Origin of the sequence: Streptomyces sp. NPDC057010 (assembly GCF_042673805.1) — a bacterium.
In the GTDB taxonomy this organism is placed as follows: Bacteria; Actinomycetota; Actinomycetes; order Streptomycetales; family Streptomycetaceae; genus Streptomyces.
In genome coordinates, this window is record NZ_JBHUSC010000018.1 from 44,653 (window position 1) to 68,878 (window position 24,226).

Annotated in this window: 21 protein-coding genes and 1 tRNA gene; 17 read left to right on the top strand and 5 right to left on the bottom strand. The window is 71.1% G+C overall.

The annotated features are described in order from the left end of the window. Positions 1-19 precede the first annotated feature (19 nt). From ACFTXQ_RS17645 to ACFTXQ_RS17685, 9 genes are all read left to right on the top strand, one after another. Positions 20-2,122 (top strand): acetyl-CoA carboxylase biotin carboxylase subunit, encoded by a 2,103-nt coding sequence (locus ACFTXQ_RS17645; protein WP_382641675.1) that lies wholly within the window; start codon positions 20-22, stop codon positions 2,120-2,122. Then, complete coding sequence (locus ACFTXQ_RS17650) at positions 2,119-3,051, top strand: hydroxymethylglutaryl-CoA lyase (RefSeq protein ID WP_382641677.1); 933 nt, start codon at positions 2,119-2,121, stop codon at positions 3,049-3,051. The genes ACFTXQ_RS17645 and ACFTXQ_RS17650 overlap by 4 nt, the downstream gene beginning before the upstream one ends. A gap of 8 nt (positions 3,052-3,059) precedes the next feature. Then, positions 3,060-4,220 carry an acyl-CoA dehydrogenase family protein gene (locus tag ACFTXQ_RS17655; protein ID WP_382641679.1) on the top strand — a complete coding sequence of 387 codons (1,161 nt, stop codon included), beginning with the start codon at positions 3,060-3,062 and terminating at the stop codon, positions 4,218-4,220. Between the two features lie 150 nt (positions 4,221-4,370). Next, a complete protein-coding gene (locus ACFTXQ_RS17660) occupies positions 4,371-5,408 on the top strand; it encodes an ABC transporter substrate-binding protein (RefSeq protein ID WP_382641681.1) in 1,038 nt (345 codons plus the stop codon). A 118-nt stretch (positions 5,409-5,526) separates the two neighbouring features. Beyond that, a complete protein-coding gene (locus ACFTXQ_RS17665; protein ID WP_382641683.1) occupies positions 5,527-6,432 on the top strand; it encodes a siderophore-interacting protein in 906 nt (301 codons plus the stop codon). Between the two features lie 154 nt (positions 6,433-6,586). After that, entirely contained in the window at positions 6,587-8,077 is a 1,491-nt protein-coding gene (locus tag ACFTXQ_RS17670) for a pyridoxal phosphate-dependent decarboxylase family protein (protein WP_382641685.1), read from the top strand. Further along, positions 8,061-9,362 carry a lysine N(6)-hydroxylase/L-ornithine N(5)-oxygenase family protein gene (locus ACFTXQ_RS17675; RefSeq protein WP_382641687.1) on the top strand — a complete coding sequence of 434 codons (1,302 nt, stop codon included), beginning with the start codon at positions 8,061-8,063 and terminating at the stop codon, positions 9,360-9,362. The genes ACFTXQ_RS17670 and ACFTXQ_RS17675 overlap by 17 nt, the downstream gene beginning before the upstream one ends. Next, positions 9,359-9,949, top strand: a complete 591-nt coding sequence (locus ACFTXQ_RS17680; RefSeq protein WP_382641689.1) for a GNAT family N-acetyltransferase — start codon at positions 9,359-9,361, stop codon at positions 9,947-9,949. Before ACFTXQ_RS17675 ends, ACFTXQ_RS17680 begins: the two co-directional genes overlap by 4 nt. Continuing rightward, complete coding sequence (locus ACFTXQ_RS17685) at positions 9,946-11,727, top strand: IucA/IucC family protein (RefSeq protein ID WP_382641691.1); 1,782 nt, start codon at positions 9,946-9,948, stop codon at positions 11,725-11,727. Before ACFTXQ_RS17680 ends, ACFTXQ_RS17685 begins: the two co-directional genes overlap by 4 nt. A gap of 11 nt (positions 11,728-11,738) precedes the next feature. On the opposite strand, the gene ACFTXQ_RS17690 is transcribed toward ACFTXQ_RS17685, so the two are convergent. Further along, the gene (locus ACFTXQ_RS17690) at positions 11,739-12,233 is read right to left on the bottom strand and encodes a hypothetical protein (protein WP_382641693.1); all 495 of its coding nucleotides are present in this window, start codon (positions 12,231-12,233) and stop codon (positions 11,739-11,741) included. Positions 12,234-12,293: 60 nt separating this feature from the next. Beyond that, the gene (locus ACFTXQ_RS17695) at positions 12,294-13,877 is read right to left on the bottom strand and encodes a beta-N-acetylhexosaminidase (RefSeq protein ID WP_382641695.1); all 1,584 of its coding nucleotides are present in this window, start codon (positions 13,875-13,877) and stop codon (positions 12,294-12,296) included. A gap of 90 nt (positions 13,878-13,967) precedes the next feature. On the opposite strand from ACFTXQ_RS17695, the gene ACFTXQ_RS17700 reads away from it, so the two are divergent. The 3 genes from ACFTXQ_RS17700 (at position 13,968) to glmS (ending at position 17,092) form a co-directional block, all read left to right on the top strand. Further along, entirely contained in the window at positions 13,968-14,867 is a 900-nt protein-coding gene (locus ACFTXQ_RS17700) for a DUF4429 domain-containing protein (protein ID WP_382641697.1), read from the top strand. 97 nt (positions 14,868-14,964) lie between these two features. Continuing rightward, positions 14,965-15,240: a hypothetical protein gene (locus ACFTXQ_RS17705; protein WP_382641699.1), complete on the top strand. Its 276-nt coding sequence runs from the start codon at positions 14,965-14,967 to the stop codon at positions 15,238-15,240. 34 nt (positions 15,241-15,274) lie between these two features. Continuing rightward, entirely contained in the window at positions 15,275-17,092 is a 1,818-nt protein-coding gene (gene glmS / locus ACFTXQ_RS17710; protein WP_382641701.1) for a glutamine--fructose-6-phosphate transaminase (isomerizing), read from the top strand. Positions 17,093-17,182: 90 nt separating this feature from the next. Here glmS and ACFTXQ_RS17715 read toward each other — a convergent pair whose 3' ends face one another. Together ACFTXQ_RS17715 and ACFTXQ_RS17720 are read right to left on the bottom strand one after the other, a co-directional pair. Further along, a complete protein-coding gene (locus ACFTXQ_RS17715) occupies positions 17,183-17,749 on the bottom strand; it encodes an acetate uptake transporter (protein WP_382641703.1) in 567 nt (188 codons plus the stop codon). 97 nt (positions 17,750-17,846) lie between these two features. After that, a complete protein-coding gene (locus ACFTXQ_RS17720; RefSeq protein ID WP_382641802.1) occupies positions 17,847-18,380 on the bottom strand; it encodes a universal stress protein in 534 nt (177 codons plus the stop codon). Between the two features lie 436 nt (positions 18,381-18,816). Between ACFTXQ_RS17720 and ACFTXQ_RS17725 the strand changes: the two genes are divergently transcribed. The 4 genes from ACFTXQ_RS17725 (at position 18,817) to ACFTXQ_RS17740 (ending at position 21,568) form a co-directional block, all read left to right on the top strand. After that, positions 18,817-19,140: a hypothetical protein gene (locus ACFTXQ_RS17725; RefSeq protein WP_382641705.1), complete on the top strand. Its 324-nt coding sequence runs from the start codon at positions 18,817-18,819 to the stop codon at positions 19,138-19,140. Between the two features lie 376 nt (positions 19,141-19,516). After that, a complete protein-coding gene (locus ACFTXQ_RS17730; RefSeq protein WP_382641707.1) occupies positions 19,517-20,692 on the top strand; it encodes a helix-turn-helix domain-containing protein in 1,176 nt (391 codons plus the stop codon). Positions 20,693-20,797: 105 nt separating this feature from the next. Continuing rightward, positions 20,798-21,400: an oligoribonuclease gene (orn, locus tag ACFTXQ_RS17735; RefSeq protein WP_382641709.1), complete on the top strand. Its 603-nt coding sequence runs from the start codon at positions 20,798-20,800 to the stop codon at positions 21,398-21,400. Positions 21,401-21,495: 95 nt separating this feature from the next. Next, positions 21,496-21,568 (top strand) — tRNA-His (locus ACFTXQ_RS17740). Positions 21,569-21,632: 64 nt separating this feature from the next. Here the strand turns inward: ACFTXQ_RS17740 and ACFTXQ_RS17745 are convergent. Further along, positions 21,633-22,670 (bottom strand): LacI family DNA-binding transcriptional regulator, encoded by a 1,038-nt coding sequence (locus tag ACFTXQ_RS17745; protein WP_382641711.1) that lies wholly within the window; start codon positions 22,668-22,670, stop codon positions 21,633-21,635. Positions 22,671-22,772: 102 nt separating this feature from the next. Here ACFTXQ_RS17745 and ACFTXQ_RS17750 point away from each other — a divergent pair, with 102 nt between their 5' ends. After that, complete coding sequence (locus tag ACFTXQ_RS17750; RefSeq protein ID WP_382641713.1) at positions 22,773-24,098, top strand: extracellular solute-binding protein; 1,326 nt, start codon at positions 22,773-22,775, stop codon at positions 24,096-24,098. Positions 24,099-24,226: the final 128 nt, after the last annotated feature.

The following is a 24,226-nucleotide window of genomic DNA, read 5'->3' on the forward strand; positions in this document are numbered from 1 at the left end:
TGACGTGAGGACCTCTTCGATGTTCAGCACTGTTCTGGTCGCGAACCGCGGCGAGATCGCGATACGCGTCATCCGCACCCTGCGGGAGCTCGGCATCCGCTCCGTGGCCGTCTTCAGCGACGCGGACGCGGACGCCCGTCACGTACGGGAGGCCGACACGGCCGTCCGGATCGGCCCGGCGGCGGCCGCCGAGAGCTACCTGTCGGTGGAGCGGCTGCTCGACGCGGCGCGGCGTACGGGGGCGGAAGCCGTCCACCCCGGCTACGGCTTCCTCGCGGAGAACGCCGCCTTCGCGCAGGCCTGTTCCGAGGCGGGCCTGGCCTTCATCGGGCCGCCTGTCTCGGCGATCTCCCTGATGGGCGACAAGATCCGGGCCAAGGAGACCGTGCGCGCCGCGGGCGTCCCGGTCGTGCCCGGCTCCTCCGGGAGCGGCCTGTCGGACGCCGAACTGGTCGCGGCGGCCGAGGAGATCGGCATGCCGGTGCTGCTGAAGCCCTCGGCGGGCGGCGGCGGCAAGGGCATGCGGCTGGTCCGCGACGCGGCCGTCCTGGCCGAGGAGATCGCGGCGGCCCGCCGCGAGGCGCGGTCGTCCTTCGGCGACGACACGCTGCTGGTCGAGCGGTGGGTGGACCGGCCGCGGCACATCGAGATCCAGGTGCTGGCGGACGCGCACGGCAACGTGGTGCACCTGGGCGAGCGCGAGTGCTCGCTCCAGCGGCGGCACCAGAAGGTGATCGAGGAGGCGCCGAGCGTCCTGCTGGACGAGGAGACGCGGGCCGCGATGGGCGCGGCGGCGGTGGAGGCGGCGCGTTCGTGCGGGTACGTCGGCGCGGGCACGGTGGAGTTCATCGTCCCGGGCGGGGACCCCTCCTCGTACTACTTCATGGAGATGAACACCCGGCTGCAGGTGGAGCACCCGGTGACGGAGCTGATCACCGGGCTGGACCTGGTGGAGCAGCAGCTGCGGGTGGCGGCGGGCGAGCCGCTGGGGTTCAAGCAGTCCGACGTCCGCCTGACGGGGCACGCGATCGAGGCCCGCGTCTGCGCGGAGGACCCGGCGCGGGGGTTCCTGCCGTCCGGCGGTACGGTCCTGGCCCTGTCGGAGCCGAACGGCGGCTCGGTGCGCACCGACTCCGGGCTGACGGCGGGGGTTCCGGTGGGCTCCACGTACGACCCGATGCTGTCGAAGGTCATCGTCCACGGCCCGGACCGGGCCTCTGCCCTGCGCATGCTGCGCGCGGCCCTCGCCGACACGGTGATCCTGGGCGTCCAGACGAACGCCGGCTTCCTGCGGCGGCTGCTGGCCCACCCGGACGTGGTGTCCGGGGACCTGGACACCGGCCTGGTCGAGCGGGACCTCCCCTCCCTCCTGCCGGAGGGCATCCCGCCGGAGGTGTACGCGGCGGCGGCGCTGCTGAACGCTCCCCTCCCCCACCCCGCCCCGGACCCCGCGCCTCAAACGCCGGCGGGGCTGGACGGGTGGATCGACCCGTTCGACGCCGCCAACGGCTGGCGCCTCGGCGGCACACCTGCCTGGACGGTCCACCACTTCCGGCTCCCGGGCCAGGACCCCGTCAGCGTCCGCACCCGGCAGCAGGGCACGCAGCAGGAGGTCCTGCTGGACGCAGTCGACGGCGGCGGCGCGCCAAACTCAGCCTCGCCGGCGTTTGAGGCGCGGGGTCTGGGGCAGAGCCCCAGCGCACCGGCCCGCGCCCGGATCATCACCCGCACCGCCGACACCGTCACCATCGAACTCGACGGCGTCACCCACCGGTTCAGCCACACCCCCTCCCCGGAGGGGACCTGGCTCGGACGCGACGGGGACAGCTGGCACCTCCAGCACCACGACCCCGTCGCCGCGAACCTCAGCGGCGCCGGACGCGGCGGCGCCGAGACCCTCGCCGCCCCCATGCCCGGCACCGTCACCGTCGTCAAGGTCGCCGTCGGCGACAAGGTGACCGCCGGTCAGAGCCTCCTCGTCGTCGAGGCGATGAAGATGGAGCACGTCATCTCCGCCCCGCACGCCGGGACCGTCACCGAGCTCGACGTCACCCCCGGAAGCACCGTCGCCATGGACCAGGTCCTGGCCGTGGTCACCCCTGACGAGGAGGGCGACGCATGAACCGCCTGCCCATGACCGTCCCGGGCACCGGCCTGCCGGCACGGGTCCGGATCCACGAGGTCGGTGCCCGCGACGGGCTGCAGAACGAGAAGACGGCCGTACCCACCGCCGTCAAGGCCGAGTTCATCCACCGGCTCGCCGCCGCCGGCCTCACCACCGTCGAGGCCACCAGCTTCGTCCACCCCAAGTGGGTGCCCCAGCTCGCCGACGCCGAGCAGCTCTTCCCGCTGCTCGGCGACGTCGAGGCGGCGCTTCCGGTCCTCGTGCCGAACGAGCGCGGCCTCGACCGCGCGCTGGCCCTCGGGGCCACCCGTATCGCGGTCTTCGGCTCGGCGACCGAGACCTTCGCCTCACGCAACCTCAACCGGACCGTCGCCGAGTCGCTCGCCATGTTCGAGCCCGTCGTGGCCCGCGCCAAGCAGGAGGAGGCGCACGTCCGCGGCTACCTCTCGATGTGCTTCGGCGACCCCTGGGAAGGCCCGGTCCCCGTCCACCAGGTGGTCCGCACCGCGAAGGCCCTGCTCGACCTCGGCTGTGACGAGCTGAGCCTCGGCGACACCATCGGCGTCGCCACACCCGGCCACGTCCGGGAGCTGCTCGGCGCCCTCAACGAGGCGGGCGTCGGCACCGACCGGATCGGCGTGCACTTCCACGACACCTACGGCCAGGCCCTGTCCAACACCCTCGCCGCGCTCCAGCACGGCGTGACCACGGTCGACGCCTCCGCCGGCGGCCTCGGCGGATGCCCGTACGCCAAGAGCGCCACCGGCAACCTCGCCACCGAGGACCTGGTGTGGATGCTCGACGGCCTCGGCATCGAGACCGGAGTCGACCTGGCCGCCCTCACCGCCACGAGCGTGTGGATGGCCGAACAGCTGGGCCGTCCCAGCCCCTCCCGTACCGTCCGCGCACTCTCCCACAAGGAGTAACGAAGACCATGGCCCTCGACCACCGGCTCACCCCCGAGCACGAGGAACTCCGCCGCACCGTCGAGGCGTTCGCGCACGACGTGATCGCGCCGAAGATCGGCGACCTGTACGAGCGCCACGAGTTCCCGTACGAGATCGTCGCCGAGATGGGCCGCATGGGCCTGTTCGGCCTGCCCTTCCCCGAGGAGTACGGCGGCATGGGCGGCGACTACCTCGCCCTCGGCATCGCCCTGGAGGAGCTGGCCCGCGTCGACTCCTCGGTCGCCATCACCCTGGAGGCGGGGGTCTCCCTCGGCGCCATGCCGATCTACCTCTTCGGCTCCGAGGAGCAGAAGCGGCAGTGGCTGCCGAAGCTGTGCTCCGGGGAGGTCCTCGGCGCCTTCGGCCTCACCGAGCCCGGCGCCGGCTCCGACGCGGGCGGCACCCGCACCACCGCCGTCCGCGAGGGCGACGAGTGGGTCATCAACGGCTCGAAGTGCTTCATCACCAACTCCGGTACGGACATCACCGGTCTGGTCACCGTCACCGCCGTGACGGGCCGCAAGGCCGACGGCCGCCCGGAGATCTCCTCGATCATCGTCCCGTCCGGCACCCCGGGCTTCACGGTGGCCGCGCCCTACTCCAAGGTCGGCTGGAACGCCTCGGACACCCGCGAGCTGTCCTTCGACGGCGTACGGGTCCCCCTCGCCAATCTGGTGGGCGAAGAGGGCCGCGGCTACGCCCAGTTCCTGCGCATCCTCGACGAGGGCCGGATCGCGATCTCCGCGCTGGCTACGGGCCTGGCCCAGGGCTGTGTGGACGAGTCGGTGAAGTACGCCAGGGAGCGGCATGCCTTCGGCAAGGCGATCGGCGACAACCAGGCCATCCAGTTCAAGCTGGCCGACATGGAGATGCGCGCCCACATGGCCCGCATCGGCTGGCGTGACGCGGCCTCCCGCCTGGTGGCGGGCGAGCCGTTCAAGAAGGAGGCGGCGATCGCGAAGCTGTACTCCTCCACGGTGGCCGTCGACAACGCCCGTGACGCCACCCAGATCCACGGCGGCTACGGGTTCATGAACGAGTACCCCGTGGCCCGCATGTGGCGGGACTCCAAGATCCTGGAGATCGGCGAGGGCACGAGCGAGGTCCAGCGCATGCTGATCGCGCGCGAGCTGGGCTTCGCCGGCTGATCGCACCACCGCTACGTCCGCAGTTCCGCAGGTCAGGCGAGGGGGCCCGAGAAAACTTAGGGCCCCCTTACCAATTTCGGCCAAGGTTAGGCTAACCTTCCCTCCGAACGGCCCAGTGATCTCCCTGCACGCACGAAAGCGGACATCGACATGCCCAAGTCCCGAAACCTCCCCCTCACCCGTCGCGGGCTCATCGCGGCCGGCGGCGCCCTCGGCCTCGTCGCGGCGCTCACCGCGTGCGGCGGCGCCGACTCGGCGAAGGGTGACGGCGGCTCGGACAAGTCCGCCGCCTCGGGCGCCTGGACCTTCACGGACGACGCCCTGAAGAAGGAAGTCAGCCTCAAGGCCAAGCCGAAGAACATCGTCGCGTTCACCGGCACCGCCGCCGCGCTGTACGACTACGGCATCCCGGTCAAGGGCGTCTTCGGCCCGACCAAGACCGCCGACGGCAAGCCCGACGTCCAGGCCGGCTCCATGGACATCTCCAAGGTCGAGATCCTGGGCAACGTCTACGACGAGTTCAACGTCGAGAAGTACGCGGCCCTCCGGCCCGACCTGCTCGTCACCAACACCTGGGACGGCAGCTACTGGTACGTGCCCGAGGCCTCCAAGGACAAGATCCTGAAGGTGGCGCCGGCCGCCGCGATCGGCGTGGGCGGCGACGTCTCCATGGACAAGGCCCTGGAGCGCACCGCGGAGCTCGCGAAGTCCCTGGGCGCCGACCTGAACGCCAAGAACGCCGTCGACGCGAAGGCCCGCTTCGAGGCCGCCTCCGCGAAGGTCCGCGAGGCCACCAAGGCCAACCCGGGCATCAAGGTGCTCGCCGGCTCCGGCTCCGCCGACCTGTTCTACGCGTCCACCGCGGACACCTCGGCCGACCTGAAGTACTTCAAGTCCCTCGGCGTCGAGTTCATCACCCCGGAGAAGCTGGACGAGGGCGGCTTCTTCGAGAGCCTGAGCTGGGAGAACGCCGGCAAGTACAAGGCCGACCTCATCCTGCTCGACAACCGCACCGGCACCCTGCAGCCCGAGGAGCTGAAGGCCAAGGCCACCTGGGCTGAGCTGCCCGCGGTGAAGGCCGGCCAGGTCGCCCCGCGCACCACCGAGCCGATCTACTCGTACGACAAGTGCGCCAAGATCCTGGAAGACCTCGCGAAGTCCATCCAGAACGCGAAGAAGGTCAGCTGACCCACGGCGCCTGCCGACCCGGCGCCTTTCGACCCCGGCGACCGCCGACCCGGCGCCCGGAGCCCGCAGCGGCTCCGGGCGCCCCGCGCCGTACCGATTCCCAGGGGGGACTCCTCGTATGACCGCCACCGCCAAGGACACCGACGCACCGGCCGCCGCGCACTTCCGCTTCTTCGCGCTCGAAGTGCTCCGCACGCGCCGCCTCGGCCACTCGTTCCTGCGCGTCACGTTCGGCGGCGAGTCCCTCGCCGGCTTCCGCTCGGGCGGCTACGACCAGAGCCTGTCCCTCTTCCTGCCGCCGCCGGGACGGGAACACACCGCGCTCCCCTCCACGGACGAGGACACCTGGTTCGCCGCCTGGCGCGGGATGCCCGACGAGGAACGCCCGGTGATGCGCTCCTACACCGTGCGCGAGCAGCGCCGTACGGACGGGGGCGTCGACGAGGTCGACATCGACTTCGTGCTCCACGGGGACACCTCGCCGGCGTCGCACTGGGCGGGGCGGGCGGTGACCGGCCGCCGGATCCTGGCGATCGGGCCGGCCGTCGCCGAGAACAAGTCCGTACGGTTCCAGCCGCCGGCCGCCACCGACGCGATCTGGATGTACGCGGACGAGACGGCCCTGCCGGCCGCGGCGGCGATCCTGGACCGGCTGCCCGCCGGGCGCCGGGTCCGGGCCTGGTTCGAGGTCCCGCACGAGGACGACCGGCTGGAACTGGCCGCCCCCGCCGAGGCGGACATCACCTGGATCGTGCGCGCGAGCGCGGGCCGGGAGCGGACCGAGCAGGTGCTGGACGCCCTGCGCGCCGGCGAACCCGCCACGGCCGAAGTCCCGTACGTATGGCTCGCGGGCGAGGCGGGCACGGTCCGTGCGGTGCGCCGCCACTTCGTACAGGAACGTTCCGTCGACCGCCGCGCCGTGCGCTTCACCGGCTACTGGCGGCTCGGTGCGAGCGAGGAGGAGCTGCTCGCGGAGGCGTACGCGGGACAGGCTCCGAGCGAGGACCCCGCGTCCGAGCTCTAGTCGACCGTCTGGTCAACAACCGCAGTTCAGCAGCTATTTGAGCGAAGGGCCCCGGCTTCGGCCAGGGCCCTTCGCCATTTGGTGTCTCAGTTAGGTTAGGCTAACCTAATCAAGCCTTCCCCACCCCCTTCTCCCCCTGCCCGGAGGAAAGTTGATGCGCCAGCATCTGCTGAACGAGACGACCGCGGATCTCTACCGGCGTTCTGTCACCGAGGGCGTCGACCGCGTCGCCGCCAAACTCGCCACCACGGAACGGCCCCACACCGGCATATCCGTCGACGAACTCGCCCCGGTCATCAACGGGATCGACCTCGACACCCCGCTGGCCGACGCCTCGGCCGCGCTCGCCGAGCTGGAGGACGTCTACCTCCGCGACGCCGTCTACTTCCACCACCCGCGCTACCTGGGCCACCTCAACTGCCCGGTGGTCATCCCCGCGGTGGTCGGCGAGGCCGTCATGGCCGCCGTCAACTCCTCCCTCGACACCTGGGACCAGTCCATCGGCGGCACGCTCATCGAGCGCCGCCTGATCGACTGGACCGCCCGCCGCATCGGCCTCGGGGAAGGCGCGGACGGCATCTTCACCTCCGGCGGCAGCCAGTCCAACTTCCACGCCCTGCTGCTGGCCCGCGACGAGGCCTGCCGGACCGTCATGAAGCGCGCGATGGACGCGGGCATCGGCCTGACCAAGGCCGAACTCCTGCCGAAGCTGCGCATCTTCACCTCCGAGGCCAGCCACTTCAGCGTGCAGAAGTCGGCCGCCATGCTGGGCCTGGGCTACGAGGCGGTCATCTCCGTCCCGGTCGACCGGAACCGGCGCATGGACACCTCCGTCCTCGCCCTGGAGCTGGAGAACTGCGCCGCCGAGGGCCTCTTCCCGATGGCCGTCGTCGCCACCGCCGGCACCACCGACTTCGGGTCCATCGACCCGCTCCCCGAGATCGCCCGCCTGGCCGCCGCGCACTCCGCGTGGATGCACGTGGACGCCGCGTACGGCTGCGGACTGCTGGTCTCCCCCACCCGCCGGCACCTCCTCGACGGCATCGAGCACGCCGACTCGGTGACCGTCGACTACCACAAGTCCTTCTTCCAGCCCGTGAGTTCCAGCGCGATGCTGGTCCGCGACCGTGACACCCTCAAGCACGCCACGTACCACGCGGACTACCTCAACCCGCGCCGCATGGCCGAGGAGCGGATCCCGAACCAGGTCGACAAGTCCATCCAGACCACGCGCCGCTTCGACGCCCTCAAGCTGTGGATGACCCTGCGCATCATGGGCGCGGACGGCGTCGGCTCCCTCTTCGACGAGGTCGTCGACCTGGCCGCCGCCGGCCACGAGGTCATCGAGGCCGACCCGCGCTTCGAGGTCGTCGTAAAGCCGCAGATCTCCACCCTCGTCTTCCGCTTCCTGCCCGGCGAGGACGTCCCCGCGGCCCTCGCCGACGAGGCCCAGCTCCACGCCCGCAAGGCCCTGTTCGCCTCCGGCGAGGCCGTCGTCGCCGGCACCAAGGTGGACGGGAAGCAGTACCTGAAGTTCACCCTCCTCAACCCGCAGACCACGACGGCCGACATCGCGGCCGTCCTCGACCTCCTCGCCGCACACGCCGAGCAGTTCCTGGGAGAATCCCTTGCCGTCCACCACTGAGCCCCACGACTTCATCGGCATCGGCCTCGGTCCCTTCAACCTGGGACTCGCCTGCCTGACCGCGCCGATCGACGAGCTGGACGGCCTGTTCATCGAGTCGAAGCCGCACTTCGAGTGGCACGCGGGGATGTTCCTGGACGGCGCCCACCTGCAGACCCCGTTCATGTCGGACCTGGTCACCCTCGCCGACCCGACCTCGCCCTTCTCCTTCCTGAACTACCTGAAGGACAAGGACCGGCTGTACTCCTTCTACATCCGGGAGAACTTCTACCCGCTGCGCGCGGAGTACAACGACTACTGCCGCTGGGCCGCCGACCGGCTCGACAACGTCCGGTACTCCACCTCGGTCACCGAGGTCACCTACGACGAGCGGACCGCGCTCTACGAGGTCCACACCGACCGGGGCGAGACCCACCTGGCGCGCCGCCTGGTCCTGGGCACGGGCACCCCGCCCTTCGTCCCGGAGGCCTGCGAGCACCTCGCCGGCGACTTCCTGCACAACTCCTCGTACATGCAGAACAAGGCGGAGCTGCAGAAGAAGGAGTCGATCACCCTGGTGGGCTCCGGCCAGAGCGCTGCCGAGATCTACTACGACCTGCTGGCCGAGATCGACGTCCACGGCTACCGGCTCAACTGGGTCACCCGCTCCCCGCGCTTCTTCCCCCTCGAATACACGAAGCTGACGCTGGAGATGACCTCGCCGGAGTACGTGGACTACTTCCACGCCCTCCCCGAGGACACCCGCTACCGCCTCGAAACCCAGCAGAAGAACCTCTTCAAGGGCATCGACGGCGATCTGATCGACGCGATCTTCGACCTGCTCTACCAGAAGAAGATCAGCATGCCGGGTCCCGTCCCGACCACCCTGCTGACCAACACCTCCCTGAACAGCGCGGCGTACGACACCACGACCGGGACCTACACCCTGGGCCTGCGCCAGGAGGAGCAGGAGCGGGACTTCACCCTCGCCACCGAGGGCCTGGTGCTGGCCACGGGCTACAAGTACCGCCTGCCCGAGTTCCTCGCCCCCCTGCGCGGCCGCCTGAACTTCGACGGCCGCGGCCGCCTCGACGCCGCCCGCAACTACGCCGTCGACGTGACGGGCCGCGGGGTGTACCTCCAGAACGGCACGACCCACAACCACTCCCTGACCTCGCCCGACCTGGGCATGGCCGCGTACCGCAACGCCTACATCATCGGTGAGCTCCTCGGCCGCGAGTACTACAAGGTCGAGAAGTCCATCGCGTTCCAGCAGTTCGCAGCCCCGGAAGGCACGCACGCATGAGCACCACCGAAACCCTCTTCACCCGGACGGACCCGGCCCTCGGGGAGTTCTCCATCCGCCCGCTGGACCCCTTCGCCGACGCGGAGCTGCTGCACGGCTGGGTCACGCACCCCAAGGCCTCGTTCTGGATGATGCAGGACGCCTCGCTCCCGGACGTCGAGCGCGAGTACATGCGCATCACCGCGCACGAACACCACCAGGCCTTCATCGGCCTCCACGACGGGCGCCCGGCCTTCCTGATGGAGAGCTACGACCCGTCCAGGCTCGAACTGGTCGGCCTGTACGAGGCCCGGCCGGGGGACATCGGCATGCACTTCCTGGTGGCCCCGACGCAGACGCCGCTGAGCGGATTCACCCGCGCGGTCATCACCACCGTCATGGCCTCCCTCTTCGCCGACCCGGCGACGGAACGGGTCGTGGTCGAGCCGGACGTCCGCAACACGGCGGTCCACGCCCTGAACGAGGCGGTCGGCTTCGTGGCCGACGGCCCGGTCCGGAAGCCGGAGAAGGAAGCGCTGCTCAGCTTCTGCACGCGCGCCCGGTTCGAGGCCGCCACCGGTATCACCACCCAGGAAGTGTCGATATGAGCCTCGCCGACGCCATATCCCACCTCTCCCCCGAGCTGTGGGCCCGCGCCAACCGCGCGCTGGTCCGCAAGGCGCTGGCGGAGTTCTCCCACGAGCGCCTGCTGACCCCGAAACCGCTGGGCTCCGACGCCTACTCGGTCCTGAGCGACGACGGCACCGTCGAGTACCGCTTCAAGGCGGTCCTCCACTCCCTGGACCACTGGGCGGTGGACGAGGCCTCCATCACCCGCCACGGCGACGGCAGGCAGCTCGACCTGGACGCCCTCGACTTCCACATCGAACTCCGGCAGACGCTGGGGCTGAGCGCCGAGGTCCTCCCGGTCTACCTGGAGGAGATCTCCTCCACCCTGGCCGGCGCGGGCTTCAAGTACACGAAGCCGCAGGTCCCCTCCTCGGTCCTCGCCAAGTCCTCCTTCCAGGACATCGAGACGGGCATGACCGAGGGCCACCCGTGCTTCGTGGCCAACAACGGCCGCCTGGGCTTCGGCGTGCACGAGTACCTCTCGTACGCCCCCGAGACCGCGAGCCCCGTCCACCTGGTGTGGGTCGCGGCCCGCAAGGACGTCTCCACCTTCACGGCGGGCGCGGGCCTGGACCACGACTCGTTCATGCGCGAGGAGCTGGGTGAGGCGGCCGTCGCCGGCTTCGCCGCGAAACTGGCCGCCCTGGGGCTGGACCCGGCCGACTACCACCTCTTCCCGGTCCACCCCTGGCAGTGGTGGAACAAGACCACGGTCACCTTCGCGGCCGAGATCGCGAACCGCCGCCTGGTCCTGCTGGGCGAGGGCGAGGACTCCTACCTCCCCCAGCAGTCGATCCGTACGTTCTTCAACACCACGACGCCGACGAAGCACTACGTCAAGACGGCCATCTCGGTCCTCAACATGGGCTTCATGCGCGGCCTGTCGGCGGCCTACATGGAGGCCACCCCGGCCATCAACGACTGGCTGCACCAGCTGATCGAATCGGACGAGGTCCTGAAGTCCGTGGACTTCTCGATCATCCGCGAACGCGCGGCGATCGGCTACCACCACCGCCAGTACGAGCGCGCGACGGACCGCTACTCCCCGTACCGCAAGATGCTGGCCGCGCTGTGGCGCGAGTCCCCGGTGAACTCCCTGCGGGACGGGGAGCGCCTGGCCACGATGGCCTCGCTCCTCCACGTGGACGCGGAGGGCAAGTCCTTCGTCGGCGCGCTCATCGAGGAATCGGGCCTCACCCCGGCGCAGTGGCTCAAGCCCTACCTGAAGGCCTACCTCCTCCCCCTCCTGCACTGCTTCTACCAGTACGACCTCGCGTACATGCCGCACGGCGAGAACACCATCCTGGTGATCAAGGACGGCGTGGTGCAGCGGGCGATCTTCAAGGACATCGCCGAGGAGATCGTGGTCATGGACGCGGACGCGGTCCTGCCGCCGGCGGTCGAGCGGGTGCGGGCGGACATCCCGGAGGACATGAAGCTCCTGTCCGTCTTCACGGACGTCTTCGACTGCTTCTTCCGCTTCCTGGGCTCGATCCTGGCGACGGAGGGCATCTGCACCGAGCAGACGTTCTGGAAGGCCGTGGCCGACTGCGCCCACGACTACCAGGACTCGGTCCCGGCCCTGGCGGACCGCTTCGCCCGCTACGACCTGTTCGCCGAGGAGTTCCAGCTGTCCTGCCTGAACCGCCTCCAGCTGCGGAACAACAAGCAGATGGTCGACCTCGCCGACCCGTCGGCGGCCCTCCAGCTGATCGGCACCCTCAAGAACCCGGTCGCGCCCTTCGCCCGGCGGTGACCGGGGCCGGGTCACCGCGGGCGTCGCCTGTACCCCCGTAACCAGGCGATGCCCGCGGTTCGCCCCGGCCGCGAGGCGGGGACCGTCGCCACAGCCCCGGCGGGCAGGCATGCGGCGAGCCACGGCACGGTCAGGTCCTCCAGGCCCGTGCCGGCCGTGGCGATCTCGACGGGCGGGCGGCCGCCGGGGCCGTACGCGGCCGTGCGGACGGCCGACAGGCCCTGCGCGGGCCACAGGGCCACCGCCACGAGCAGCCGCCCGGTGCCCGCCGCCAGCTGCTCGTGGACGTACACGGCGCATTCGGCGCCCAGCCCCGCGAGCCGTCCGCACACCGTCCCGCGCTCCAGCAGACTGACGGACGCGATGGAGCCGAGCGGATCCGGCTGCGGGTACCGGAACGCCCAGACTTCCTCCGGCACCGCCCAGCGGGTGCGCACCTCGGCGCACGCCCGCCGCAAGACGTCCTCGTGGATACGCTGGAAGAAGTACTCTTCGCCACCCGTCATGCGTCAAGTGTGCGTCGCCGCACGCCAGTTGTGGAGGCGATTTCTAGAAATGTTCTCTAGTTATCGCTGCCAGGGGACTTCGGGGTCCCGGAAGTAGGCGATCTCCTGCGCGTCCAGCCGGGGGCCCTGCGCCGCCAGCCGCTCCCGGTACGCCTCCCAGCCGAGCGCCCCCGCCGGGGACCAGCCGAGCTCCGCCAAGCCCAGGACCCGCGGGAACGCCATCAGCTCCCAGTCGCCGCGGTTGGCGATCGTCTCCGTCCACAGCGGGGCCTCGACGCCCAGCACCGCGGACTCGGGCACGCCGGAAAGGTAGGCCCCCGGGTCCCAGGAGTAGGCGCGCCGCACCGGGACGTAGCCCGCCCAGGCCAGGCCCGGCTTCGTCGCCGTGTCGTATTTCATGTCCAGATACAGCCGGTCGGCCGGCGAGAGGATCACCGGGTGCCCGGCCTTCGCGGCCGCCGCGACGGCCGCCGTCTCCGCCGCCGCCGTCCTGTCGTGGCCCCAGTACTGGAGCACCGCCTCCGGCGCCGGCCGCGCCGACGCCAGCTGGTGCCAGGCGACCACCGTCTTCCCGTGCCGGCCCACCACCGCCTGCGCCCGGTCCATGAAGGCCGCGTAGTCCGCGGCCGGGGTGGAGTGCGCCTCGTCGCCGCCGATGTGCAGGTAGCGGCCGGGCGTCAGCTCCGCCAGCTCGCCGAGCACCTCGTCGATGAACTCGTACGTCCGCTCCTTGCCGACGCACAGCGAGCTGAAGCCGACCTTGATGCCGGTGTAGCGCGCGGGCGCCTTCCCGTCGCAGTTCAGCTCCGCGTAGGAGGCGAGGGCCGCGTTCGTGTGGCCGGGCATGTCGATCTCCGGGACCACGTCCACGTACCGGGCCGCCGCGTAGGCGACGAGCTCCCGGTACTGGTCCTTGGTCCAGTGGCCGCCCGGGCCGCCGCCGACCTCGCTGCCGCCGCCGTACTGGGCCAGTCGCGGCCAGGAGTCCACCGCGAGGCGCCAGCCCTGGTCGTCGGTCAGGTGCAGGTGCAGCGCGTTGACCTTGTACCGGGCGAGCTGGTCCACGTACCTCTCGACCTGCTCCACCGTGAAGAAGTGCCGCGCGATGTCGACCATCACCCCCCGGTACGCGAAGCGCGGCCGGTCGGTGACCATCCCGCCCGGGACCGTTCCCGGACCGGCCACCGGCAGCAGCTGCCGCAGGGTCTGGCCCGCGTGGAACAGCCCGGCCGGGGTCCGCGCGATGAGGGTGACGCCGGCCGGGCCGGACTCCAGCCGGTACCCCTCGTCCCCCGTGCCCTCGGCCTCCTCGTCGATCCGGAGCCGGATCCCGTCCCCGTCCGCCCCGTCGACCACCGGCAGCGGCAGGCCGCTCGGGCCGCGCAGCTGTTCCGCGAGGAGCTCGCCGACCCGCCGGACCTCCCCGTCGGGTCCCGGGCCGGTACGGATGACCGTGCCCGCCCCGAAGGCGTAGCCGGGGCCTTCGGCGCGTGCGGAGGCCGGCGCCGGCAGGAGCCGTTCGAAGGCGGCCGGGGCGGCGGGGGGCGCGTCGCCGGGTCTGGCGTCGTCGCCCCGGGCGGCGGTGCAGGAGACGACCGCACCCAGCACGAGGAGGGCGCCGAGCACCTGTCGCAGGACTCTCATCTCAATCTCCTTGCCTGGAACGGGCCGAGGCCAGTCAAGCGCCCCTCGACAGGCCGACCGGACCGCCTCGGCCGGTGCGAGAATCACCGAATGGCGGAAATCATCCAGAAGGACGGAACCTGGACGTTCGACGGCGACGCGGTACGCATCGTGCCCGGCCGCGACAAGGAGGTCGGTCTGCTGCGGCAGACCCTGGGCGAGGTGGTGGTGCCGCTGCACGCGCTCGCGGGGGTCTCCTACGAACCGGGCCGCAAGGCGGGCCGGCTGCGCCTGAGGCTGCGCGACGGCGCCGACCCGCTGCTCCAGGTGACCGGCGGCCGGCTGCCGGAGTCCTCCGACCCGTACCGGCTGAAGGTGGAGACGTCCCTGGCCGGGGTCGCCGAGTACTTCGTGGACGAGGTGCGCAACGCGCTGCTGCTGGACCAGGTGGACCCGGGCCCGTCGGACGCGTACCTCCTGCCGGGTCCGGCGGTCCCGATCTCGGTGGGCGCGGGCGACGGGACGGTGGCCTTCGACGGGGACCGGCTGGCCCTGGACTGGACCTGGACGGCGGAGGAGTCCAAGGCCTCCGGCGGGCCGCGCGAGTTCCGGCTCGCCGACCTGCGGGCGGTGGAGTGGTCCCCCTCGAAGGGCCTGGACAACGGCTGGCTGCGCTTCACCCTGGCGGGCGCCCCGCCGGCCCCGGCACCCAAGTACGACCCCTACGCCGTGGAGTTGTACGGCTTCAAGAAGGACCCGCTGATGGCGCTGGTCGCGGCGGCCGTGGCCGTACGGATGCCCCACCCGGCGGCACGGCGGGAGGCTCCGGCCGACGCGGCCGCACGGCCCGCGGAGCTCGCGCCCCCGGCCGCACCCGCCTCCGGCGCCCCGGGAGAGGACCACGACGTCCTGCTGCGGCGGCTGCGCGAGCTGGGTGAGCTGCACCAGGCGGGGGTCCTGACGGCCGAGGAGTTCGCGGCGGCCAAGCAGGTCGTTTTGTCCAGATTCTGACCGGATCCCACCATTCCGCTGGTACATACCAAGGTGATCCTGCCCGCATTCGGGCAGAATCTTTGCGTTCGACGCCGGGAACCGTCAGTATCTACGGGTGCTCGACCGCCGCCCGTCGCATGACGACCTCGTCGAACACCTGGTGCGCAGCACCTCGCTCCAGCGGGGCGAGGCGGCCCGGGTGGTGCTCGACGTGCTCGCGTACTTCGACGAGACGACCGAGGACTTCGTCCGCCGGCGCCACCGCGAACTGCAGTCCGCAGGCTCCGTGAACGCGGAGATCTTCGAGCGGATCGCGGCGGAACTGCCGCAACGCGCCGTGGCGCCGCCGGAGCTCTCGCTCCGGCAGCTGCGCCGCATCGTCTACGGCTGAGAGCCACCGGAACTTCAGGAGGGGTAACACTTTTATGTGCGGAATCGTCGGTTACATCGGTAAGCGTGACGTGGCACCGCTGCTGCTGGAGGGTCTGCAGCGACTCGAGTACCGCGGATACGACTCCGCGGGCATCGTCGTGAACAGCCCGAAGGCCGCCGCCCTCAAGGTGGTCAAGGCCAAGGGCCGCGTCCGCGACCTGGAGTCCCGCGTCCCCAAGCGCTTCGCCGGCACCACCGGCATCGCCCACACCCGCTGGGCCACGCACGGCGCCCCGAGCGACATCAACTCGCACCCGCACCTCGACGCCGAGAACAAGGTCGCGGTCGTCCACAACGGCATCGTCGACAACGCCTCCGAGCTGCGCGCCAAGCTCGAGGCCGACGGCGTGGTCTTCGTGTCCGAGACCGACACCGAGGTCATCGTCCACCTGATCGCCCGCTCCGAGGCCGACACCCTGGAGGGCAAGGTCCGCGAGGCGGTCCAGGTGATCGAGGGCACCTACGGCATCGCCGTCATGCACGCCGACTTCGCCGACCGCATCGTCGTCGCCCGCAACGGCTCCCCCGTCGTGCTCGGCATCGGCGAGAAGGAGATGTTCGTCGCCTCGGACGTCGCCGCGCTCGTCGCCCACACCCGCCAGGTCGTCACCCTCGACGACGGCGAGATGGCCACCCTCAAGGCCGACGACTTCCGCACCTACACGACCAGCGGCGCCACGACCACCGCCACCCCGGAGACCGTGGAGTGGGAGGCCGCCTCGTACGACATGGGCGGCCACGACACCTACATGCACAAGGAGATCTCCGAGCAGCCCGACGCGGTCGACCGCGTGCTGCGCGGCCGGATCGACGACCGCTTCAACACGGTCCACCTGGGCGGCCTGAACCTGGACCCGCGCGAGGCGCGCGGCATCCGCCGCGTGAAGATCCTGGGCTGCGGCACCTCGTACCACGCGGGCATGATCGGCGCCGGCCTCATCGAGGGCATGGCCCGCATCCCCGCCGACGCCGAGCCGGCCTCCGAGTTCCGCTACCGCAACCCGGTCGTGGACCCCGACACCCTCTACATCGCGGTCTCGCAGTCCGGTGAGACGTACGACGTGCTCGCGGCGGTGCAGGAGCTCAAGCGCAAGGGCGCCCGCGTCCTCGGCGTGGTCAACGTGGTCGGCTCCGCGATCGCCCGCGAGGCCGACGGCGGCGTGTACGTGCACGCCGGCCCCGAGGTCTGCGTCGTCTCCACCAAGTGCTTCACCAACACGGTCGTGGCCTTCGCGCTGCTGGCCGTGCACCTCGGCCGCATCCGCGACCTGTCGGTCACCGACGGGAAGCGGATCATCGAGGGCCTGCGCCGGCTGCCCGCCCAGATCGAGGAGATCCTCAAGGGCGAGGAGGACATCAAGAAGCTCGCGGCCGAGTACGCCGAGGCCAAGTCGATGATGTTCATCGGCCGCGTGCGGGGCTACCCGGTGGCGCTGGAGGCCTCCCTCAAGCTGAAGGAGATCTCCTACATCCACGCCGAGGCCTACCCGGCCTCCGAGCTCAAGCACGGTCCGCTCGCGCTCATCGAGCCCTCGCTGCCGACGGTCGCGATCGTCCCGGACGACGACCTGCTGGAGAAGAACCGCGCGGCGCTGGAGGAGATCAAGGCCCGCAGCGGCCGGATCCTCGCGGTCGCCCACCGCGAGCAGGAGAAGGCCGACCACACCATCGTGGTCCCGAAGAACGAGGACGAGCTGGACCCGATCCTGATGGGCATCCCGCTCCAGCTGTTCGCGTACCACACGGCCCTGGCCATGGGCCGGGACATCGACAAGCCGCGCAACCTGGCGAAGTCGGTCACCGTCGAGTAGTCACCGCCTGTACGAAGACCCCCGTGCGCGCCCTGCGCACGGGGGTCTTCGTGTGTGGTGCGGTACTCCGCCGCTCCGCTGCCGCGGTGCTCAGCCCGCGGCGACCGCGCCGCGGCGGGCCCTGCCGACCGCCATCGGCCAGTGCGCCAGGGCCGCGGTGGCCCCGTACCAGGCCAGCAGGCCGGCCACGGCGGCGACCCAGCCGCCGGCCTTGGCGAGAGCGCCGCTGCCCGCGAACGCGCCTATCGCCAGCAGGAGGAGGGACAGGGTCAGCAGGCCGTAGACGCCCTGGCTGAACAGACCGCTCGCCGCGGCGACCGTGAGGGTCAGCGCGAGCATCGCGAAGAGGACAAGAAACGTTCCGGCTGCTTCGTCGGAGACCGAAGCCCCCGCGCCCTTGGCCCACGTGAACCAGAAGATGCCGAGGCCCGCGAACGCGGTGCCGTTGAACCCGTTCCCGCCGCGGTACTCGAGGAGCCCGAGGAGGAACAGGGCCGCACCGCCGACGTACATGGCGAGCGATACGGAATTGGCGGCGGACACTCCGTCGATGACACCGGTGTGGCCGATACCGAATGCGAGAAGGGTGAGACCCAGGGCGATGTTCCCCAGGGTCGAAGTCGAGGCCGTGCTTCCCGCAGAGACACCATTGTCCACGGCGGGCTCCCTTCGATCTGCAGTTGTTTGCTGCGTCCCAGCAGCACTTATCTACCCTTTACACGGGTGCACAACCGCACAATCGCCTAACAAGCGGTCACGGAATGACAACAACCGGTCGCTGTGCGCGTTTGGCGAGCCGGCCGGCCACGGATCCGAAGATCCGGCCGACGATGCCGTGGGTGGATCCGACGACGATGGCGTCGGCCGAATACTCCCGGCCGACCTCCTCCAGCTCATGGCAGATGTCACCACCGCGCTCGACGAGGATCCACGGCACTTCGGCCAGATAGTCCGCGCAGGCGAGTTCCAGCCCGAGCACCTCGGTGCGGTGGTCCGGGACGTCCACGAAGACGGGCGGCTCGCAGCCGGCCCACACGGTGGTGGGCAGCCGGTTGGCGACATGGACGATGATCAGACCGGATCCGGAGCGACGGGCCATGCCGATCGCGTAGGCGAGCGCGCGCTCGCTGGACGTGGATCCGTCGAATCCCACAACGACCCCGTGCCGGAAGGCCGGATCGCAGGGCAGGCGTGTATGTTCCACCGCGCGCAGATCGGCGGCCGACGCGGGGTCGGCGAGGCGTTTGCGCTTGCGGTCCGCGGGTTCGGAGAATTCGTGACCGGCCATGGGTGTCTCGGCGAAGAGGTCCTTGGAGGAAGCAACAGGGGCGAAATCGGCGACGCTGGGTGACGGAGCTCTGTCCGGGAAGCATCTTCCCAAGCCCATACCCACCAGGGTACGGCGACACTCCTGTCCTGCACAGGGCTTGCCGCCCTTGGAGAGCGTCCCAGGGAGCATGCCGGAGCGAGCGCCCCTTGGCAATGGCCGCTGGCCCCTACAGCCAGTGACGATCGGCCCGGGCGCCACCCGTGCGCGCAGTGACCGAGCCCCGCCGCGCGGCGTTGGGCATGAGTCCGACCGTCCAGGAAGAGCCCGCAGGGAGCACGCCGTGCCCGGCCATCCGGTTCACCCCGTCCAGCCCGCTCAGCCGACGCAGTCCGTCCACTACGCCGACACCGTTCCGCACTTCGCCCCTTCCCCCCGAACTCCCCTTCACTCGTCCGTGCCATCCGCGAGACGCCACCAGGACGATCCCGCGGGTGACGTGATCCGGTGGGCCGCGTTCAGCTGCCTGCTCGTCCCCGTGGTCCTCGTCGTCTACGGGACCTCCTTCGGCGGGGCCGCCGTCGCGACCCTCGGCCTGCTCGCGGTCACGGCCGCGTGCCGGGTGCTGCTGCGCTACTCGGAGCGGACGGAGCGGGCTGCCGCGGCCCGGGTGCGGGCGGAGGCGCGGCTTCCGTCCGGCCACCGCGGCCGGCACTCCCGCGGCGGGCCCGGGAACCGGCGCGGCTGTGGGGGCTCCGACCCGATCTCCCCGCACGACTGACTTGTTCGCACACCCACACCCGCACGTTTTCAGCCAACTTCCCGGCAGGGTCCCCTCCTTGCCGGAATGTCCCCCCAACCCCCCTACCACCAGCGACGACAGAGCTCGGGGGGCGCCGCGACCCTATGGGTACTGGCCACAGGCGGACGGGACGCTTCCCACCCAGGTAGCGGAGTGGAACGCTTCCTGATCGAATGCTTTTCGCCAAGTTGAGAAGTCGACATAGCGCTGCGTGCTGAACTTGTCACGCCGACACCACGGGACGCAGTAGATTCGATCATGTTTTTACGGCGGGGGATCCACGTGCAAGGCCGAGGGGAAACGTGCAGGTGCGACCAGACCAAGGAGTCGCGACACCCAAGGGGGGCTTAGCGCCATGAGCCAGGATTCCACCGCCGCCGTCATTGCGGACGCCGGCCGGAAGCTCGCGGGGCGTCGCCGCAGGGAGATCGTCGCGGTGCTGCTCTTCAGCGGCGGACCGATCTTCGAGAGCTCCATTCCACTTTCCGTGTTCGGCATTGACCGGCAGGACGCGGGAGTTCCACGCTACCGACTACTCGTGTGCGCCGGAGAGGACGGTCCGCTCAGGACCACCGGCGGACTCGAACTGACCGCGCCGTACGGGTTGGAGGCGATCGCCCGGGCAGGGACGGTCGTCGTGCCCGCCTGGCGCTCCATCACATCACCGCCGCCTCCGGAGGCGCTCGACGCACTGCGTCTGGCGCACGAGGAGGGGGCCCGGATCGTCGGACTGTGCACGGGAGCCTTCGTGCTCGCCGCCGCCGGTCTGCTGGACGGCCGGCCCGCGACGACGCACTGGATGTACGCGCCGACGCTGGCCAAGCGGTACCCGTCCGTCCACGTCGATCCGCGCGAGCTGTTCGTCGACGACGGCGACGTGCTCACGTCCGCGGGCACCGCGGCCGGAATCGACCTGTGCCTGCACATCGTGCGCACCGACCACGGCAGCGAGGCGGCCGGGGCCCTGGCCCGCAGGCTCGTCGTGCCGCCGCGCCGCACCGGCGGCCAGGAACGCTATCTCGACCGGTCGCTGCCGGAGGAGATCGGCGCCGACCCACTGGCCGAGGTCGTCGCCTGGGCGCTGGAACACCTCCACGAGCAGTTCGACGTGGAGACCCTGGCGGCCCGTGCGTACATGAGCCGGCGCACCTTCGACCGGCGGTTCCGCTCGCTGACCGGCAGCGCGCCGCTGCAGTGGCTGATCACCCAGCGGGTGCTCCAGGCGCAGCGGCTGCTGGAGACCTCCGACTACTCGGTCGACGAGGTCGCCGGGCGCTGCGGGTTCCGCTCGCCGGTCGCCCTGCGCGGGCACTTCCGGCGGCAGCTGGGGTCCTCCCCGGCCGCCTACCGGTCCGCCTACCGGGCACGCCGTCCCCAGGGCGACGTGGCACAGGTCTCCGAGATCTCGGGGTCCCCGGTACCGCACCAGCGCACTCCGCAGCCCCAGCGGGCGGCGGCGGCCCTGGCCGCGGCCGGCCCGTCGGTGACCGAGCTGTACTCACCCGGGCGGGTGCTGCGGGAACACGCGTAACCCTCACAACGGGTACGACACGGAAGGTCCTCCATCGGTCACCATCGATGGGGGACCTTCCGCTTATGGGGTCCGCTCCCGGGGCTACCGCATAAGGTGGGACACATGAACGATCGCATGGTGTGGATCGACTGCGAGATGACCGGGCTCTCGTTGACGGACGACGCACTTATCGAGGTGGCCGCGCTGGTCACCGACTCGGAGCTCAACGTGCTCGGCGAAGGCGTGGACATCGTGATCCGCCCGCCGGACGCCGCCCTGGAGACCATGCCCGACGTGGTGCGCGAGATGCACACCTCCTCCGGCCTGCTCGACGAGCTGGCCGGCGGGACCACCCTCGCGGACGCCGAGGCCCAGGTCCTGGCGTACGTACGGGAACACGTGAAGGAGCCGCGCAAGGCCCCGCTCTGCGGGAACACGGTCGGCACCGACCGCGGCTTCCTGCTGCGCGACATGCCCGCGCTGGAGAGCCACCTGCACTACCGGATCGTGGACGTGTCCTCGATCAAGGAGCTGGCGCGCCGCTGGTACCCGCGGGCGTACTTCAACAGCCCGCCGAAGAACGGCAACCACCGGGCGCTCGCGGACATCAAGGAGTCCATCGCCGAGCTGCGCTACTACCGGGAGGCGGTCTTCGTTCCGCAGCCCGGCCCCGACTCGGACACGGCGCGGACCATCGCCGCCAAGCACGTGGTGCCCGCCGAGTAGCACCGCCGGAGAGGGGTCGGGGAAAAGGTGGGAGCGAGCACCCTCCCGGACCCTGTACCCTTTTCTTCGGCCGGTCGGTTTTCCGACCGGACATGGTGGGTGTAGCTCAGTTGGTAGAGCACCTGGTTGTGGTCCAGGTGGCCGCGGGTTCAAGTCCCGTCACTCACCCTGCGGGAAGCCCCCGGTACGCGAAAGCGGACCGGGGGCTTCTGCGTTTGCGCCCGCTGCGCTCCTACGAGGACTCGCGGACCACCAGCCGGTTCTGCAGGACGACGGTCTCCTCGCCCGGCTCCGCCCCGGCCCCCTGGCGGATCCGCTCCAGCAGCACCCGCGCCATGGTCCGGCCCATCTCCTCGATCGGCTGCCGGACGCTGGTCAGCGGCGGGTCCATGTGCCGGGCCACCACCGAGTCGTCGAAGCCGACCAGCGCCACGTCCTGCGGGATCCGACGGCCGGCGGCGCGCAGCTCCAGCCGGGCACCCGCCGCCATGACGTCCGAGGCGGCGAAGACCGCGTCGAGGGCGGGCCGGCGCTCCAGGAGCTCGCGCGCGGCCCGGCGGCCGCCCTCCTCGGTGAAGTCGCCGACCGCGATCAGCTGCTCGTCGACGGGGTGCCCGGCGGTGGCCAGGGCCTGCCGGTAGCCGTCGAGGCGGCACTGGGCTCCGTACACGTCCAGCGGTCCGGTGATGGTGGCGATCGCGCGGCGGCCCCGGCCGAGGAGGTGGCGTACGGCCTCGGCCGCGCCCGCCAGGTTGTCGGAGTCCACGCAGGGCAGGGTCTCCGCTGCGGAGCGGCGGCCGCTGATCACCGTCGGGATGCCCAGCTCGGCGAGCAGCTCGGGCAGCGGGTCCCCGGCGTGGACGGAGACGAGGAGCACCCCGTCGACGCGGTGCCCGGACAGGTACTGGGACAGGCGGCGGCGCTCGCGGTCGCTGCCCGCCAGGGTGAGGACGAGCTGGACGTCGGTCTCGGCGAGGGCGGCGCCGACCCCGCGCACCACGTCGGAGAAGTACGGCTCGGCGAAGAACCGGGCCTCGGGCTCGGGGATCACGAGGGCGATGGCGTCGGTGCGGTTGGCGGCCAGCGCCCGGGCCGCCCGGTTCGGTACGTACCCCAGCTCGGCGACGGCCGCCTCGACGGCGGCCCTGGTGTGCTCGCTGACCTTGGAGGACCCGTTGATCACCCGGGAGACCGTGCCGCGCCCGACTCCTGCGCGCGCCGCGACCTCTTCCAGGGTCGGCCGTCCCCCGCCGCGCCCTTGACCGTTCATGGCTTCCTCCCGGTTGCGAATCTACCTCTTGACGACGATGGGAGCGCTCCCACACTGTGGCACACGACACCCGGCACGTTCCGTCCTTCAGGGAGGACCCAGATGCGAGCCCGAAGAAGCCTTGTCACCACGGCCGGTCTGCTCGGCGCCACGGCCCTGCTGCTCGCGGGGTGCGCGGAGGATCCGGCCGGGTCCCCCGGGAAGGGCGCCCCCTCGGGCGGAAAGGCGCAGACCACGCTCACCGTCGGGGTCTTCGGGGCGTTCGGCCTCCAGGAGGCCGGGCTCTACGAGGAGTACACGGCGCAGAATCCCGGGATCCGGATCGAGCAGACCTCCATCGAGCGGAACGAGAACTACTACCCCCAGCTCCTCACCCACCTGGGCACCGGCAGCGGGCTGGCCGACATCCAGGCCGTCGAGGTCAACAACATCGCCGAGATCACCGCGACCCAGGCCGACAAGCTGGTCGACCTCGGCAAGGTGCCCGGGGTGGACAAGGCCGCGTACCTGCCGTGGAAGTGGGCCCAGGGCACGGCGAGCGCGGCGAAGGGCGGGGCCACGGTCGGCCTCGGCACCGACATCGGGCCGCAGGGGATCTGCTACCGCAAGGACCTCTTCGAGGCGGCCGGGCTGCCGACCGACCGGGCGGCGGTCGGGGCGCTGTGGGCGGGCGACTGGAACAAGTACCTGGAGGCGGGCAAGGCCTACAAGGCGAAGGCGGGCGGGGGGAAGGCCTTCGTGGACTCCGCGTCGGGCGTGATGGCGGCGGTGACCGGGAGCAGCGAGCAGCGGTTCTACGACGCGCAGGGCAAGGTCGTCTACAAGACCAACCCGGCGGTGCGCGGGGCCTTCGATCTGGCGGCCTCCTTCGCCACGGAGGGGATGAGCGCCAAGCTCCAGCAGTTCACCCCGGCTTGGGACCAGGGCTTCTCCAACGGCTCGTTCGCGACGGTCTCCTGCCCGGCCTGGATGCTCGGCTACATCCAGGACAAGGCGGGTCCGGCGGGCAAGGACAAGTGGGACGTGGCGCAGGCGCCGAAGCCGAGCAACTGGGGCGGCTCTTTCCTGGTGGTGCCGAAGGCGGGCAAGCACGCCGAGGAGGCCGCGAAGCTGGCCGCATGGCTGACGGCGCCGGCGCAGCAGGCGAAGCTCTTCGAGAAGCGGGGCAGTTTCCCGAGCGCGAGCGCCGCGTACGGGCTGCCGTCGGTCTCGGGCGCGAAGCACGACTACTTCGGCGGGGCCCCGATCGGGGAGATCTTCGCGCGGGCGGCGGAGGGCGTGCCGGTGGCGGCGGTCGGCCCGAAGGACCTGGTGATCGCGCAGAACCTGGCGGACATCGGAATGCTCCAGGTCGACCAGAAGGGCCGCTCGCCACAGGAGGGCTGGGAGGCGGCGGTGAAGGCCATCGACAACGCCCTGGACCGGTGAACCGGCCGATGCCGAACCCCGCCCCCGCCACCCGGCCAATCACCCGCCCCGGCCCGGCAAGCCGGATGGCGGCCCCACCCGGACCGGCCGGCCGGACGGTGGCCCCACCAGGACCGGTCGCCCCGACG